Below are 16038 nucleotides of genomic sequence, written 5' to 3'. Positions count from 1 at the left end.
GGACTATGCAGACAGAAACAGGAGCCAACCCCTTAGCCGCGATCAGGCGGTTAGGGCGGGCTCCTGTTTTTTTGCAAATGCGCTGTGAATGTAGCTTAATTAATCCGCAGAGGGTTCGAGCCGCCGGCAGGAAGCTCTCTCGATAAAAAGGGTGTCGACTTTGACCTTGGTGCTGACTGCGGGCTGCCGGTGAAGAGAAGCGGTGAACAGATCTACTGCCCACGCGGCCATCCGTTCTTTCTCCACATGAACCGTGGTCAGCTCAGGGGTTACAATCTGTGATTCATTGATGTTATCGAAGCCGATGACGGATACATCCTCCGGGACGGAGAAGCCCAGTTCGCCGAGTGCCTTGATCGCGCTGATGGCGATATAGTCACATTCACAGAAGAAAGCGGTGGGAAAAGGCTGGCCGCTGTCCTTCAGTTGCTGCAGCTTGTCCCGCAGCGGCCCCTGGGAGGAAAATAAGGTCGGCGGCACCGCCAGCATACTGCTCCGGGGAATCTCCGCCTGCGTCTCCGCCATGGCATCCATGAACCCGCGCTGCCGTTCCCCGAAGTTATGAATCCGCTCCTCGGATGCAATATAGCCGATCCTCCGGTGTCCGTGGCCGGCCAGATAGGTGCCCGCCTGATAAGCCCCCATATAATTATTGATCTCGACAAAATGCACAGGCAGCGCATCGAAGCAGGTGTCCAGCACAATCAGGCCGGGCAGCTTGTCCGCGATATCGGCTATTCTGGCCGCATCCAGGCTGGTCCCGAGCAGAATCACGCCGCTGGTGGGCTCCTCCATCACCGATTGAATGCCCTGCTCATAGTGCTTCTCTTCAATCGCGGAGAACATCAGACTGTAGCCCCCCATCCGGCAGCGTTCCTCGATATGATGAATCAGCTCCCGGAAGAAGGGCTGCTGATAATACTCTTCATGAACGAGTCCGGCATTGGTGAACACCAGGAACCGCAGGGTGGTGGGGTTCGCTTCAGCGGCGGCCGCTCTTCCCCTGCCGGTATATCCATAGGTCTCCGCCAGGCGCAGGATTCGCCCGCGTGTCTCCGGACCGACCCCCGGCTTCCCGTTCAGCGCCAGCGAGACAGCCCCTTTGGAGACCCCGGCCAGCCGGGCAAGCTCTTCCATATTCAATGACAAGACCTCCATTTCACATCTTAGCTTAAGTATGTTTAGTGTAAGGGAAGGTACTAATTTTAGCAATGAAGCTGGTTTTGAGTCTTATTGTTTAGCAATGTTTAGTTTAAGATAATGTTATTGACGATAATTATAAGGTGATGTAGGATTGCCTTATAATAGATTTAGAGTTAAATGATCTAATTTTGTTTAGTTATTGTTTAGTTCAATGTTGCTAATTGTATAGCTGAGGATTCATACAGAAGGGAGCAGGACTTATGGCTAATCCGAAGGAAGCAGGGCAGGCTGAAGCATTCCAGGGAAGGATTTCCGTATCGGTGCCGGACCAGACTTCACAGTGGGGTGTATGTGAAATTGAACTGCAAGGAGGCCCAGCAGGGGGGAATCCGTTTGCGGAGGTAGCGCTGCAGGCGGAATTCTCGATGGGAGACCGTTCGGTTCTGGTTCTGGGCTTCTATGATGGAGACGGGGTGTACCGCATCCGCTTCATGCCGGAGCATCAGGGGAAGTGGACGTTCCGGACCAGCAGTAATGCGCCTGCTCTGCATGGAGTTGAGGGAGAACTGGAATGCACGGCTGCGGCAGGGGGGAATCACGGCCCGGTCCGGGTGAAGAATACCTTTCATTTTGCCTATGAGGACGGAACGCGCTATCTGCCTATTGGTACTACCTGCTATGCGTGGACGCATCAGGGCGAGGAGATGGAGCGCCAGACACTGGATACGCTGAAAGCGTCTTCTTTTAACAAAATAAGAATGTGCGTGTTCCCGAAATCTTACTCCTATAACGAGAATGAACCGGAGTATTATCCTTATGAAGGCTCGGTCCAGGCAGGGTGGGATTACAGCCGGTTCAACCCGGCGTTCTTCCGGCATCTGGAGGAGCGGATTGCAGACCTTGGGGAGCTGGGCGTTGAGGCCGACCTGATTCTGTTCCACCCGTATGACCGCTGGGGCTTCGCAGATATGGGCAAAGAGGCGGATGACCGCTATCTCCGGTACCTTGTAGCCAGACTCTCGGCTTACCGCCATATCTGGTGGTCGCTGGCCAATGAATATGATTTCATGAGCAATAAGCTGCTGGCCGACTGGGAGAGGTACGCGCATATTGTAACGTCGTATGATCCTTACGGGCACCTGATCTCTAACCACAACGGGATTGCCTTCTATGATTTTAACCAGCCCTGGGTTACGCATTGCAGTATTCAGCGTGTGGATGTGTACAAGACTTCCGAGAATACAGACGAATGGAGACAGCGCTGGAATAAGCCTGTCGTGATCGATGAATGTGTCTACGAGGGCAATATCGAGCATGGCTGGGGAAATATTACCGGGGAAGAGATGGTCCGGCGCTTCTGGGAAGGAGCGGTCCGTGGTGGATATGTCGGGCATGGGGAAACCTACCTGCACCCGGAGGATAAGCTCTGGTGGGCCAAGGGCGGCCGGCTGTATGGCACGAGTCCTGAGCGGATTGCTTTTCTGCGGCGTGTGCTGGAGGAAGGGCCTTCAGAGGGGCTGAACCCCTTGCCTTCAGATTGGGATCTGCCCAGAGCCGGGGTGGAGGACGAATATTATCTGTATTATTTCGGGTTCAACCGGCCGGGCTTCCGCCAGTTCACGATGAACCCGGAGATCCGCTACAAGGTGGAGCTGCTGGATACCTGGAACATGACGGTGGAGGTGCTTGCGGGCAGCTATCAGGGAACCTTCAGGGTCGATCTGCCGGGACGGACATATATGGCGGTGAGAATGACGCGCCTGCACGATGAGCATGACTTGGAGGCTAAATAGGATGTGGAAGATTGGTATAGTGGGGGCCGGGTATTGGTCAGACAAGCATTTGCAGGCATGGCAGCGTATCCCCGGCGTTCAGATTCAAGGCCTGTGCGACCTGGATTCGGACAAGCTGCACAGTAAGGCCGAGGCATACGGGATTCCCCGGGACATGCTGTACTCTACGCTGGAGGAGATGCTATCTTCTACTGACATCGATATCGTAGATATTATTACCGCACCGGATACCCATCCTGAGCTGGTCAGACTAGCTGCATGGGCCGGGAAGCATATCCTGTGCCAAAAGCCGTTTGCCCGTTCTATGGAGGAAGCACGCGGGATGGTGGAAACGGCCCGTGCTGCGGGCGTCCGGCTGATGGTCACAGAGAACTGGCGCTGGCTGCAGCCGATTCAGGCGATCCGCAAGCTGCTGGATGAGGGCGAGGCAGGACAGCTCCAGACGATCCGCTATATTCATACGGATTATTATTCACCGCGTTTTGCCCTGGAGAATGAGCTTCCGCAGCCGTTCTTCCGGGAGATGCCGAGGCTGCTGTTCTATGAGATGGGGGTTCACTGGTATGATACGTGGCGCTTCCTGTTCGGGGAGCCGAAGCGGCTGTATGCGGAGACCCGGAAGGTCAGCCCGTATATTGCCGGGGAGGACGCCGGGCTGATTACCCTCGGCTATGAGGATTATATGGGCCTGATGGATATGAGCTGGGCCACCCGGCAGAATCTGCCGGGCAGGCTCACGCTGCCTGTGCTGCCGGATCATAAGGAACAGCTGATTATTGAAGGCGATCAGGCAACGATTAAGCTGTACAGCAGCGGCACCCTCAGCCTGATCGATAACAGCGGAGCCGAGACGGTCGTGTCGGAGAAGAACGGCCTTGATTTTGAAGAGAGTCATTACAGCCTGCAGTCGCATTTCATTGAATGCCTGAACACGGGTGAGGAATTCCAGACGAGCGGCGAAGATAATCTGAAGACGCTGGAGCTTGTATTCGGGACCTACCGGAGTGCGGAGGAGCATGAGGTCGTTCATTTGGCATAGCTCTAAGGGGCGGTATACGAAGAACCGGAGGGCTGTTGTCCGGTTCTTCGCCATGCTTACCGGCAAGATTGGCTGATCGCCCGGGAATAGCGTACACTGGGTGGAAAGAGTCATTACTGAACTTAAGCTGCGGGGTGAGAAGGATGGACAAGCTGCTGGAGCAGATCACGGGCGAGCTGCTGGGTCAGGTTAAAATAGAGAGCGTGAATCCGCTGGAGCCGGTGAAGGTCAGTCGTGTACCGAAGCTCTGGAGGGTACTCGGAACCGGAAATTATGCGGCTGTCTTCTGCCGTCAGGAGGCGGAAGCATACGCAGTGAAGATCTACGCGCCGGGCAGGCCGGGCATGGAGGAAGAAGCAGAGGTGTACCGCTGCCTTGGGCAGCATCCGGCCTTCTCGGAATGCTATTATGCCGGAGCCGATTTCCTGGTCCTCAAAAGGCTGGGCGGAGTTACCTTCTACGATGCCATGAAACGCGGCATACTCATTACCGGACAGGCTATTGAAGACATTGACAACGCGCTTCAGTATGCGAGGTCCAGGGGGCTGCGCCCGCATGATATCCACGCCAAGAATGTGATGCTCCGGGACGGCCGGGGACTGATTGTAGATGTATCGGACTTCCTGAAGGATGACGATTGCAGCATGTGGGAGGATTACAAGCGGCTGTATTACCGGTTGTACCAGCCGGTGGCTTCCCGCCGGGTATTTCCGGTTCCCCGTCTGATTTTGGAGACGGTCCGCAGGGGCTACCGGTTCTGGAGGCGGCGGAAGCGGGGGCGGAGCGGATTCACTCTTTTCCGGAAGTGACAAAGGCTTCTATAGTAGTGCTTACAGGATGTGGACCTCAGTTGTGCATCCCGCACGGCCTCAGCCCTTCGGAATCCGGCGGTAGCTGGAGGGAGAGAAGCCGGAGATTCGCTTGAACAGCCGGGAGAAGTAATAAGGGTCGTTGATCCCTACGGCAGAGCCGACCTCCTTGATGCTGAGTTCGGTAAGATCGAGCAACTGGCCAGCGCGCTGGATTTTGAGCCGCAGGAAATACTCGATCGGGGAGACCCCGGTCCCGGCGTTGAAAATATAGATTAGGTGCTGCTTCGATAGGCCGGCATGCTTAGCCAGTTCAGGCAGGGTGAGGGTGCTGCCCAGCCGTCCGTTCATATACTGGATCGCCTGTTCCAGATACGTCTCCCGCTTCTTCTCCTGAGCTGATTTCCCGGTACTCAGGCCTATCCCGGAGAGCAGCTGCCTAACTGTCTGGGCGATATGCACATGGGTAGCCAGAGCGTAGGTCCGCTCAGCCAGCAGCTCGTAGGCAGGGACAAACCAGTCGATGAGCCGGGCTTTGCCGCTTGGGGCTAGGGCGAGGGGGGCACCGGACAATCCGAACAGCTTCACCAGCCGGTCGGCATGGCTTCCTTTGAAATGGAACCAGTAAATGCTCCATGGCTTCTCCTGCATAGCCCCGTACCGGTGCGGGGTGCCTGGAGGAATAATGACCATATCCCCCGGCTGCATGTGCATCTGCTCCCCGTGGTTCAGCTCCAGCCAGCCCTCCCCCGCTTCACACAAGATCAAGATATGCGACGGGCTGCCTTCCAGGCGTTCCCTGAAATGATAACGTGCATTTGGAAAGTAACCAATGTCTGTAATGAACAAGGACGCGGTCAGCTCCTCCTGCTCCAATTCCTTCATCCAATATTCCGGCAGCACATACAGCTTCTCCTCGATAAACCCTTCCGGCTTGCGGATATGGTCATCATTCATGCCGCTTCCCCTCCTGACAGATCGTATATAAACCAAACGTTAGACATTCTGGTCCAACAAGTAACTTTCCAATCTCTTCCCGCAGGTACCAGCGTATTCATCCGAAGGATTAGAACGGGATAGCCGCTTCCAAAAGAAATGTAAGTGAGTTTTTTGGGAGCTGTAGAGGCTGAATATAGGGAATGCGAAATGCTTGGGTGCTGGGATGCTGAGAATGTTGCAATGCTGAGATGATGAAAATGTTGCACATTTTGCAATTTTGACTCTCGGATAAGGGGGGCAGAGCGGATTGTTGCACAAAATGCAGGAATTTCCCCGTTTGGCCGCCGGAAGGAGGACAGATGTTGCTTTTTGTGCAACATTTCCGGTTTATGGCTGAATTCAGGGGCGGAATGTTGCATTATGGGCAGGATTTATCCCAACCCCAAAGGTCGGGAAAGCGTATATCATAGCAGTGACGCCTGCACGACAAGTTTGCACAGAATAAGAATATAATCCATCACTTCCCGCATTTCGTCAATTGGAACCTTCGCGGCCAGAGGCTAGAGTAGAACTATCAAGTCAAGGGAGGCAGTGAAGGCATGAAGCATGCAGGTAGCGGTAAGATGCCGGAGGCAGCGGGGGGCAACACAGATTACGCTGACAACGGGGACAACACGGACAACACGGACAATGCGGATAGAGCGGACCGGGTGCAGGTACGGGAGACAAGTGTGGTCATACCGACCTATGAGGCGGGCGCCGCCGATCCGAATCCTATGTTTCTGGAGAAAAGAGTCTATCAGGGAAGCTCCGGGCGTGTATACCCGCATCCCGTAATTGAGCGCATCTCGGATGTGAAGCAGGATAGGGCATACAAGCTGATTATTCTGGAGAATGAATATCTGCACATAGAGATCATGCCGGAGCTTGGAGGGCGGATCTACCGGGCGATCGACAAGACGAATAACTATGATTTTGTCTACTATAACCGCGTAATCAAGCCTGCGCTGGTCGGTCTTGCGGGTCCCTGGATCTCCGGGGGCATTGAGTTCAACTGGCCGCAGCATCACCGCCCGAATACGTTCGGGCCCGTTGAATACAAGCTTGAGGCTGCTGCGGATGGAAGCGCTGCCGTGTGGGTGAGCGAGATTGACCGGATGTACGGGACGAAGGTTACGGCTGCATTCAGACTTTATCCCGGGAGAGCCTATCTGGAGGTCAATGCCCAGTGCTATAACCGGACGCCGCAGGCGCAGACCTTCCTCTGGTGGGCCAATCCGGCGGTTGCGGTTAATGATCAGACGCAGTCTGTTTTCCCGCCTGATGTTACAGCCGTCTTCGATCATGGAAAAAGGGATGTATCACGCTTCCCTATTGCGACCGGCACCTACTACAAACAGGATTATTCGGAAGGCGTGGACATCTCCCGCTACAAGAATATTCCGGTTCCGACCTCCTATATGGCCTATAAGTCGGATTATAATTTCGTCGGCGGATATGATCACGGTGTCCAGGCGGGGCTGCTGCATGTGGCTAATCATCATATCTCACCGGGGAAGAAGCAATGGACCTGGGGGAACGGGGAGTTCGGGCAGGCCTGGGACCGCCAGCTGACCGATGAAGACGGACCTTATATTGAACTCATGACGGGCGTGTACACCGATAATCAGCCTGATTTCACCTGGCTGCAGCCGTATGAGGAGAAGAGCTTCACCCAGTACTTCATGCCGTATAAAGGCATCGGTCTGGTGAAAAATGCCTCGGTAGACGCTGCGGTCAATCTGGAGGTTGATGCGGCATTGGCTCAGGCTGTGGTGATGGTATACGTGACCACACAGCTTGCACAGGCTGTTATATGCTTAAGCGGAGCCGCAGGCGAGTATCTGCGGGAGACCGCAGATCTGTCCCCGGCAGAGGCTATAGAGCATACGGTCATACTGCACCATGGAGAGCAGGAGCATGACCTCAGACTGACGGTCCATAGTGCCGAGGGCAGACTGCTGGTTGCCTATCAGCCGAAGCGGCCGGAGATCGAACGCATCCCTGAGGCGGCGAAGCCGCTGCCCGCGCCGGAAGAGCTGCGTTCAGCAGAGGAGCTGTATCTGGCAGGCCTGCACCTGGAGCATTACCGGCATGCCACCTTTGAGCCGGAGGCCTATTATCTGGAGGGGCTTAAGCGGGACAGCGGGGATGTCCGGCTGAATGTAGCGTATGGAACGCTGCTGCTCCGCCGCGGGCAATATGCGCAGAGTGAGCCCTTGTTCCGCCGCGCCATTGAACGTCTGACCTCGCGTAATCCTAACCCGTATGACAGCGAAGCCTACTATCAGCTGGGGGTTGCCCTGCGCGGCCAGAACCGCCTGGATGAGGCTTTTGCCGCTTATTACAAAGCGGTATGGTCGGCAGCCTGGCAGGATGCGGGGTACTTCTCGCTCGCCCAGATTGCCTGCCAGCAGGGCCGGTATGCCGAGGCGCTGGAGCTGGCGGAGCGTTCGCTGATCCGCAACGCACGTAATTATAAGATGAGGAATCTGAGGTCTGCTCTGCTACGCAGGCTTGGCCAGCCGGAACAGGCGAGGGGATTCGCCAGTGAGACTGTGCAGCTTGATCCTGCTGATTTTGGCGCATATAACGAACTGTCTCTGGCCCTTGCAGCACTGGAGGACCCTGCTGCGGCAGAAGAGACGCTGACAGAATTAGAACGGCTTATGCGTGGTGACGCACACAACTACCTTAATCTTATGGCGGATTATATGGACTGCGGACTGTACCCTGAAGCTCTTGATGTAGGGAAGAGGGCGGCCCAGCGGAGTAGCTTCGCTCCCGGATCTAAACCCGAACCCAAACTAGAATTGGAATCCCTCCCTCCAATGCTGCATTATGCCCTTGGCGGATTATATGAGCGTACGGGACAAGGTGAGCTGGCACGGGAGGCCCGCCGCAAGGGGCAAGCGGCTTGTCCGCTGCATTGCTTTCCGAACACGCTGTCCGAGCTTGACTGGCTGTTAAGCGCCGTCCGGGCGAATCCCCTGGATGATAAAGCCCACTACTATCTCGGCAATCTCTATTATGACAAGAAGCGGCCGGAGGAAGCAGCGGCGAGCTGGGAGCGTTCGCGTGAACTGAGAGGGGATTTCGCCATCGTTCACCGCAATCTGGCCCTGGCCTATTACAACAAGCAGAACAAGCCTGAGGCGGCGCTCTCCTCACTGGAACAGGCCTTCGCATGTGCACCGCAGGATGCACGGATTCTGTATGAGCTGGATCAGCTGCGCAAGAAGCTCGCGTGGTCTGCCGGGGAACGGCTGGATGATCTTGAGGCACAGCGCAGCCTTGTGGAGCAGCGGGATGATCTGTATCTCGAATATGTTACACTGCTTAACCAGCTTGAACGCTATGACGAAGCGGTTACGGCATTAAGCTCGCGCACCTTCCATCCCTGGGAGGGCGGAGAGGGGAAGGTGACCGGGCAATACCAGTTCGCCCACAGCGGGCTTGGCAGACAGGCACTGGAGAACGGGCAGTATGAAGCGGCGCTTGAGCATTTCCGGCTGGCGCTGGCCTATCCGCATAATCTGGGCGAAGGGAGGCTGGAAGGGGCGCAGGAGAATAATATCCATTATGCTCTTGGCCGGGTATACGAAGGGCTTCAGCAGGAAGACGAGGCTGTCCGCTGCTACAGGGCGGCTTCACAAGGTCTGGCCGAGCCGGCAAGTGCGGTGTTCTACAATGACCAGCCGCCGGAGATGATTTTCTACCAGGGGCTGGCCTGGCAGAGGCTTCAGGAGCCGAAGGAGGCTAAGCGACGCTTCAATCTTTTGATCGATTATGCCGAGCGTCATCTCTTCGACAATATTAAGCTGGACTACTTTGCCGTATCGCTGCCGGATTTCCTGGTGTTTGAGGATGACCTTAACCGGCGCAATGTCATTCATTGCCGCTATATGCGGGGCCTCGGACTTCTCGGACTGGGCCGGTATGCAGCAGCGGCTGCGGAGCTTGATTCGGCTCTGGCCCTGGACCCTAATCATCAGGGAGCCGGAGTTCACAGACGGATGGCCGATCATGTCCTGAACCGGGGACCACTATAAGTAGAAGGAGGACAACAGAGTATGCATACAACAGGACGGCACAGGATTAGCATGGACGAAGGCTGGTACTTTCAGGCGGATACGGCGCGTATAGGGGTGCGGGAGGCATGGCAGATTACAGGCTTGCCTGCTCCAAGGGAGGTTGCGGTTCCGCATACCTGGAATGTGGAGGAAGGTCTGGAGGAACACCGGGGCGCCGGGTGGTATGAGTATAGCATCAGCATTCCTGAAGCGTGGAGCGGCAGCCGGTTCCGCCTGCATTTTGAAGCCGTCTACCGTGATGCGGTGGTCTGGGTTAACGGACGCGAGGCCGGTTCGCATGTCAACTCCGGATATACTGCTTTTGAGCTGGAGGTGACCGCGCATATACTGCAGGGCAAGGAGAACCGGATTACGGTAAAAGCGGATAATTCTCCGTCCGCTCAGGCGCTTCCGCATAACTTAAGCTTCGACTGGGCCGATGATGGAGGAATCATCCGGCCCGTACAGCTTATAGTGACCGGGCAAACGGCAGTCAAGCAGATCCGCGTCTTCCCGGAAGTCCGCTTTGGAACCGCAGACCAGCAGGTGTCCGGCCGTTTACTGGCAGATGTCCAGCTATGCGGCCCCTCTGCGTCAGCGACGATAGAGACCGCTATCTTCAAGGAGGGAGTACAAATCTGGGAGGATCACCGCCCCCTGCCTCCGCAATCCGCGGATTGGCAGCTTGCCGGGATGGAGTGGTTACCGGTGGAGCTGTGGCATTTCGATCATCCGCATCTCTACCAGCTTCAGCTCACCATCCGGGAGGGCGGACAGCTTCATGACGAGGTAACCGTGAACTTCGGGTTCCGTGAGATTGTGGTCAGAGGGCAGGAGCTATGGCTGAACCGTGAGCCTGTCCGTCTGATGGGTGTCGAATGGATGCCGGGTTCGAATCCGGCGGCCGGAATGGCCGAGAAGCAGCAGGATCTCAGCACGATGCTGGAGCGGCTGAAGGAGGCAAATGCGGTGATTACCCGTTTTCACTGGCAACAGGGCAATGAGCTGCTGGACTGGTGTGACCGCAACGGCATTCTTGTCCAGGAGGAAATCCCGCATTGGCAGCAGCCTGCGGAGCCGGATCAGCATACGTTCACGGTAGCCTTATCCCAGGCGAAGGAGATGATCCAGGGCCATTCCCATCATCCGTGTATCTTTGCCTGGGGGATGGGGAATGAGCTGAACGGGCAGTCGGAGACCACCCTCCGGTACATGGAGCAGCTGAAGCAAGCAATCCATACGCTGGATTCACAGCGCCTGATTAACTATGTGAGCAACACGGTCCACCTGAAGCCGCGTAGTGATGCTACGGGAGCCGGGGACCTGCTGATGTGGAATGACTATATCGGAACCTGGCACGGCGAGCTGGATGAGGATGAGGTTATCCGGCAGATGCTGGCGGATTACCCGGATAAGCCGGTGGTAGTAGCTGAATATGGCCTTTGCGAGCCGGTCTACGAAGGCGGAGACCCTAGAAGAACAGAGATCCTTATGCATAAAACAGAGCTCTACCGCAAGTATCCCCAGTTTGCAGCCCTGATCTTTTTCAGTCTGAATGATTACCGCACACAAATGGGAGAAGACGGGCAGGGGAGATGGAAGCAGCGGGTTCACGGTTCGGTGGATGTGCATAACCGGGTGAAGCCTTCATTTGCAGCCTTGCGTGAGATGGCTTCACCGCTCCTGCTCACGAATGCCCCTGTGCAGAACGAACGGGAGCTTGAAGTCACCCTGACATGCCGGAAGGACATTCCCAGCTACGCTGTGCAGGGCTATTATGTAAAAGTATCTGCAGAGGGCGGAGAGGAAGCGGCACAGGTTATCCCAGACATGCAGCCGGGAGAGATTTGTACCCTGAGCCTCAAGCTGCCCGCTGCTTCTGGATCGGAGCTGACACTAACGGTCTATCGTCCGAACGGCTTCAGCGTGCTGGCGCTGGAATTGGGTCAGTACGTGACCCGCTAATTCAACCTAATTTTAAGGAGTGAAAAAAATGGATGCAGTGCTGAGCAGGCTACCGCGCAAGCTCACCCTCACTATGTGGGATTTCTCCTGGTATACAATGACCTTGCCGGGCGAGCCTTATCATGATCTGGCGGCAAGATGTAAGGAAGCGGCAGACAGAGGATACAATACCATCCGGATCTGCGCTATGCCGTTCCTGTTATTCACTGCGGAGGGCAAACGTCCCGGACCGCTGCACTTCGGCAGTCTGGGTGAAGTGGGCCAGCGTACCCGCTGGTATAACTGCCGCGGCGGTGCCGTCCTGGACGGACATGCGCATCTGCTGGAGCTGTTCAGACAGGCCAAGGCGCACGGACTCTATATTATGCTGTCTTCCTGGGAATATCAGCAGAGCCCCAGCTTCCTGGCTTATCCCGCACTGCGTGATGAACTGGCTGCAATTGCCCCTGCAGAGCGGTTCATGACCCTGGCCCGGTCGATGGGCCAGCTCATCAGGTATATCAAGGCGGAAGGCTTCGCCGGTCAGATTGTCTATGCCGAGCTGCACAATGAAGTCGAATTCGGCCAGCTTACCGCCGTCGGTACTGCCCGGGGAATCGGTGCAGCCGATACGCCGAGGCTGGTGGAGGCCATGCAGCCTTATATTGAGGAAGCGGTAGGGTATCTCCGGGAACAGCATCCCGATGTTCTAATCACGGCCAGCTATACTCTGAACGAAGCTTATCCGAAGTCATATGTAGCCCGTAATCTGCAGGTGGCCCACTATCATCTCTATATCAAAGGCGTGCTGAATGAGCTTATGGACGCTGCGGGGTTGAATGATGAGGGGGGAGCCTTTCCAAATGCCTTTGTCCGGTCTATGCTGAGGGAGGATGCCCCGCCCTTCGGGGAATGGACCCTGCCCGCAGGGCAGGAGTGGCGGATGGAGGGTAATCCGGTCGGGATGAAGCTGATCTATTTGCATGATTGGGCCGACCCTGATTTATGGGATCTCTATCTCTATGACCGCTACGGAGCCCACAAGCTGGCGATGCTGCAAAAAGCGGACCTGCGCTTGGAAGAAGCGCAGGAATGGGCGGTACATTCAGGCCTGCCGGTGGTAATCGGCGAAGGCTATGTCGGCTATACCCCGCTGCTTGCAGGCTTCGAGGAGGGGCCTGTCGGGAAGTTCATTGCCGAGTATGCGCTGTGTAAGGGGATGGCACTGGGCTTCTGGGGCATGACGCTGTGCTCCAACTGTGCGCCGCATCATCCGTTCTGGCAGGATGTGGCCTGGCAGCAGCGGTGGAACCGGTACATTCTTGAAGCGGAGTAGCGGAGTCAGTGCGGCAGACCGCCAGACCACCAGCTTGTCATGCTGCATCCTCCAGGACAAACAGCCGTTGGAGGCAGAATAGGCTCCGTGGTATATTGGGTGTACTTAGTGATGAGCAGGAGGGATGCAGCATGGGAGAGTCATCCGGCGGGGAAGCCGCTGATGCTCCGTACGCTATAGGTCTGAAGCGGATCTATGAGTCTGCTGAACCCGGAGACGGCTACCGTATTCTGGTGGACCGGCTGTGGGCGCGCGGTGTGACGAAGGAGCAGGCGGCCATTGACGAGTGGATGAAGGCCATCGCGCCAAGCCCGGCGCTGCGTAAGTGGTTCGGGCATCTGCCGGAGCGGTTCGCGGCATTCAAGGAACGGTATACCAGGGAGCTGGAGGAGAATCCGGAATGTGCGGGGCTTGCGGAAGCGATCCGGGAGCGGGCGCTTGAACAGAGGGTCACGCTGGTCTATGCCGCCAAGGACCCGGTCCATAACCATGCGAAGGTACTCTATGAATGGCTGATCTGCGGTTAAAAAAGCACACGGGCCTCCTCCGAATGAACACCCGTTCGGCAGACGGCCCGTGTGCTTTTAGCTGAACAATCTATGCGTTACTTAGCTGCAGCGCCGGTCCGAAAAACTCATAATGAATCTGAGCCTCGGTCATTCCGAGCTTCCGCAGTTCCCCAATCATAGCTTCCATAAAAGGAACAGGCCCGCACACGTAAGCATCTCCGGTAATGTCTACATAGCTCTTCAGAATTTCGCCGGTAATCACGCCATCCGGTCCGCCGGAGTAGAACGTTCGGGTCTTGACGTTGCTCAGCGCCGCCGCATGCTTCTCAATATCCTTACCGAAGGCAGCAAGTGATTCGTTCCGTGCAGAGTGGAGGAAGACAACCGGCCGGTCCGGTGTTACATTAGCCACAGTCTCAAGCATGCTCATCATAGGGGTGATGCCTACACCGCCTGATATAAAGGCTACTGGGGTAGTTACAGAAGTATCCAGCAGGAACTCTCCGGCAGGAGCGCTCACCTCAACGGTATCACCCTCATTCACTCCGTTATGAAGATAGACAGATACCACGCCATTCGGGTCATTCGTTTCCTCGCGTTTCACCGAAATGCGGAATTCATCCGGCTTCGGCGCTTGGGACAGGCTGTATTGGCGGATCATGGTGTACTGCTCTCCAGGGATCAGCACACGGACAGAGATGTACTGGCCCGGCTTATAGTCTGGTACATTCGAGCCGTCGGCCGGCTTCAGATAGAACGATGTAATGCTGCCGCTCTCCTGAACCTTACGCACCACGGTAAAAGGCTTAAAGAAGTTCCAGCCGTTGTCCTGCTCCCGCGCTTCCTTGTACATGCTGTCTTCCACGCCGATGAATGCAGCAGCAATCACTCCGTACGCCGCTTCCCAGGCACTCAGGATCTCATCCGTAGCGGCATCGCCAAGCACTTCCTTGATGGCCTTCAGCAGGAATTCTCCGACGATCGGGTAATGCTCCGGCTTGATACCGAGACTGACATGCTTGTGGGCGATCTGGACCACCGCCGGCAGTATATTCTCAAGGTTGTCTATGTGGACTGCCGCTGCGTAGACCGCATTGGCCAGTGCCGCCTGCTGGCGGCCTTGCGCCTGGTTGGCGTGGTTAAACACATTCAGCAGCTCCGGGTGGGCTTCGAACAGATTCCGGTAGAATACCGAGGTAATGGTGGTTCCGTGCTCCGCCAACACGGGCGCTGTGGATTTGACAATGTCACGAGTCTCTTGTGTTAAAATATCAATCATCCCCTCTCCATATAGTACAAAATTAATATATACGGTTTTGAAGATAAAAGATATATTTAAAATACCACTTTAACAAATTAGACAAAGAATATGATAAACTTTGTAATAAATATCACTTACATTAATCTAAGTTAAAGATAGAACGGAGCATGACTATGAGGCTGACGTTATATACCGATTATTCCCTGCGAATCCTCATGTATCTGGGAGCCAAGCAGCGCGAGGAGTTAACTACAATACAGGATATCTCCAGCGCCTATGGTATCTCCAAGAATCATCTGATGAAGGTTTCCCATGAACTCGGCAAGGCGGGTTATCTCGAAACGGTGAGAGGGCGCGGGGGAGGGATCAGGCTTGCGCTTGCGCCCGGGATGATCAATATCGGGGAGGTCGTGCGCCGGATGGAGGATGATTTCTATCTCGTGGAGTGCTTCAATCCATCAGGCGGCAGCTGCCCGATCTCTCCAGTGTGCAGACTTAAAGGCGTGCTGGGCAAGGCCCTGCACGCCTATCTTAAGGTGCTGGACGAGTATACGCTCGAGGATCTGCTGATGAATCGAGATGATCTGCGTGCCATTTTGCAGGAGCGCAGCAGTAATGCTACTCCCCGAACAGCAGACGCTCTTCATCCCGGCTGTGAATAGCATTCACTGCCAGCAGCGCGTGGAACTGGTGCAGCACTTCTGAGGTGAGGCCGTCTTCGGCGAGCATGCTTTTGACATCCTGCACGATGATCCGCAGTAACTCATGATCCCGCTTCAGCCGGGTAACGGCTTCTTCCAGGGCGGGGTTCTTCGCTGTCATCTCCTGATAGAAGCCATCCTCTTCCGCATCGGCATGGCTGAGAATCCGCGTCTCCCAGTACTCAATCAAGTGGTCAGCCGCCTGGCGGGCCACCTCCGCTTCCTTAAGCGCCAGCAATTCTTCCACTTCTTCTGTCTTGGCTACAGCGCCGGAGAGCCCGCCCTGATGTATGGCATGATGGGCATGCAGCTGGCGTAGTGAGGGTCCTGACATTCTTCTTCATCCTCCCGTATTATAACTATCTCAGAAGTATCTACTGGCCAGTATAGCATACAGTGCTGCCATGGAATTCCCGCTAGGAACTTCCCCGGAGAGAAAGAGGGAAGTCCCT

At 55.8% G+C, this 16038-nt stretch carries 12 protein-coding genes; 8 read left to right on the top strand and 4 right to left on the bottom strand.

Annotated elements, in window-relative coordinates:
• Window positions 1-99: 99 nt before the first annotated feature.
• Window positions 100-1137, bottom strand: coding sequence for a LacI family DNA-binding transcriptional regulator (locus NSU18_RS12005; RefSeq protein ID WP_445321856.1), 1038 nt, complete (start codon window positions 1135-1137; stop codon window positions 100-102).
• Window positions 1138-1403: 266 nt separating this feature from the next.
• Between NSU18_RS12005 and NSU18_RS12000 the strand changes: the two genes are divergently transcribed.
• The 3 genes from NSU18_RS12000 (at window position 1404) to NSU18_RS11990 (ending at window position 4784) form a co-directional block, all read left to right on the top strand.
• On the top strand, window positions 1404-2936 hold the full coding sequence (locus tag NSU18_RS12000; protein ID WP_341149103.1) for a DUF5605 domain-containing protein: 1533 nt from the start codon (window positions 1404-1406) through the stop codon (window positions 2934-2936).
• Between the two features lies 1 nt (window position 2937).
• On the top strand, window positions 2938-3975 hold the full coding sequence (locus NSU18_RS11995) for a Gfo/Idh/MocA family protein (RefSeq protein ID WP_341019525.1): 1038 nt from the start codon (window positions 2938-2940) through the stop codon (window positions 3973-3975).
• A gap of 143 nt (window positions 3976-4118) precedes the next feature.
• Entirely contained in the window at window positions 4119-4784 is a 666-nt protein-coding gene (locus NSU18_RS11990) for a serine/threonine protein kinase (protein WP_341019527.1), read from the top strand.
• Window positions 4785-4844: 60 nt separating this feature from the next.
• On the opposite strand, the gene NSU18_RS11985 is transcribed toward NSU18_RS11990, so the two are convergent.
• Window positions 4845-5741 (bottom strand): AraC family transcriptional regulator, encoded by an 897-nt coding sequence (locus NSU18_RS11985; RefSeq protein ID WP_341149102.1) that lies wholly within the window; start codon window positions 5739-5741, stop codon window positions 4845-4847.
• Between the two features lie 581 nt (window positions 5742-6322).
• On the opposite strand from NSU18_RS11985, the gene NSU18_RS11980 reads away from it, so the two are divergent.
• From NSU18_RS11980 to NSU18_RS11965, 4 genes are all read left to right on the top strand, one after another.
• Entirely contained in the window at window positions 6323-9814 is a 3492-nt protein-coding gene (locus NSU18_RS11980) for a DUF5107 domain-containing protein (protein WP_341149101.1), read from the top strand.
• Window positions 9815-9835: 21 nt separating this feature from the next.
• On the top strand, window positions 9836-11800 hold the full coding sequence (locus NSU18_RS11975; protein WP_341019532.1) for a glycoside hydrolase family 2 protein: 1965 nt from the start codon (window positions 9836-9838) through the stop codon (window positions 11798-11800).
• 28 nt (window positions 11801-11828) lie between these two features.
• Window positions 11829-13115, top strand: coding sequence for a cellulase-like family protein (locus NSU18_RS11970; RefSeq protein WP_341149100.1), 1287 nt, complete (start codon window positions 11829-11831; stop codon window positions 13113-13115).
• A 131-nt stretch (window positions 13116-13246) separates the two neighbouring features.
• Window positions 13247-13642, top strand: coding sequence for a DUF488 domain-containing protein (locus NSU18_RS11965; RefSeq protein WP_341019534.1), 396 nt, complete (start codon window positions 13247-13249; stop codon window positions 13640-13642).
• A 70-nt stretch (window positions 13643-13712) separates the two neighbouring features.
• Here NSU18_RS11965 and hmpA read toward each other — a convergent pair whose 3' ends face one another.
• On the bottom strand, window positions 13713-14894 hold the full coding sequence (gene hmpA / locus NSU18_RS11960; RefSeq protein ID WP_341023139.1) for an NO-inducible flavohemoprotein: 1182 nt from the start codon (window positions 14892-14894) through the stop codon (window positions 13713-13715).
• Between the two features lie 164 nt (window positions 14895-15058).
• On the opposite strand from hmpA, the gene NSU18_RS11955 reads away from it, so the two are divergent.
• Window positions 15059-15547, top strand: a complete 489-nt coding sequence (locus tag NSU18_RS11955) for an RrF2 family transcriptional regulator (protein ID WP_341149099.1) — start codon at window positions 15059-15061, stop codon at window positions 15545-15547.
• Here NSU18_RS11955 and NSU18_RS11950 read toward each other — a convergent pair.
• Window positions 15504-15920: a hemerythrin domain-containing protein gene (locus NSU18_RS11950; RefSeq protein WP_341149098.1), complete on the bottom strand. Its 417-nt coding sequence runs from the start codon at window positions 15918-15920 to the stop codon at window positions 15504-15506. The genes NSU18_RS11955 and NSU18_RS11950 overlap by 44 nt on opposite strands.
• Between the last annotated feature and the right edge of the window lie 118 nt (window positions 15921-16038).

The organism is Paenibacillus sp. FSL H8-0048 (assembly GCF_038002825.1).
Lineage (GTDB): Bacteria > Bacillota > Bacilli > Paenibacillales > Paenibacillaceae > Paenibacillus_AQ.
This window is presented reverse-complemented; position numbering and strand designations above follow the sequence as displayed.

What these genes read in the sequence shown, in the direction of transcription:
- NSU18_RS11985 (WP_341149102.1), bottom strand. Translation starts at nt 5,741, where the DNA reads ATGAATGATGACCATATCCGCAAGCCGGAAGGGTTTATCGAGGAGAAG.
- NSU18_RS12000 (WP_341149103.1), top strand. Translation starts at nt 1,404, where the DNA reads ATGGCTAATCCGAAGGAAGCAGGGCAGGCTGAAGCATTCCAGGGAAGG.
- NSU18_RS11950 (WP_341149098.1), bottom strand. Translation starts at nt 15,920, where the DNA reads ATGTCAGGACCCTCACTACGCCAGCTGCATGCCCATCATGCCATACAT.
- NSU18_RS11990 (WP_341019527.1), top strand. Translation starts at nt 4,119, where the DNA reads ATGGACAAGCTGCTGGAGCAGATCACGGGCGAGCTGCTGGGTCAGGTT.
- NSU18_RS11965 (WP_341019534.1), top strand. Translation starts at nt 13,247, where the DNA reads ATGGGAGAGTCATCCGGCGGGGAAGCCGCTGATGCTCCGTACGCTATA.
- NSU18_RS12005 (WP_445321856.1), bottom strand. Translation starts at nt 1,137, where the DNA reads ATGGAAGAGCTTGCCCGGCTGGCCGGGGTCTCCAAAGGGGCTGTCTCG.
- NSU18_RS11955 (WP_341149099.1), top strand. Translation starts at nt 15,059, where the DNA reads ATGAGGCTGACGTTATATACCGATTATTCCCTGCGAATCCTCATGTAT.
- NSU18_RS11975 (WP_341019532.1), top strand. Translation starts at nt 9,836, where the DNA reads ATGCATACAACAGGACGGCACAGGATTAGCATGGACGAAGGCTGGTAC.
- NSU18_RS11970 (WP_341149100.1), top strand. Translation starts at nt 11,829, where the DNA reads ATGGATGCAGTGCTGAGCAGGCTACCGCGCAAGCTCACCCTCACTATG.
- NSU18_RS11995 (WP_341019525.1), top strand. Translation starts at nt 2,938, where the DNA reads ATGTGGAAGATTGGTATAGTGGGGGCCGGGTATTGGTCAGACAAGCAT.
- NSU18_RS11980 (WP_341149101.1), top strand. Translation starts at nt 6,323, where the DNA reads ATGAAGCATGCAGGTAGCGGTAAGATGCCGGAGGCAGCGGGGGGCAAC.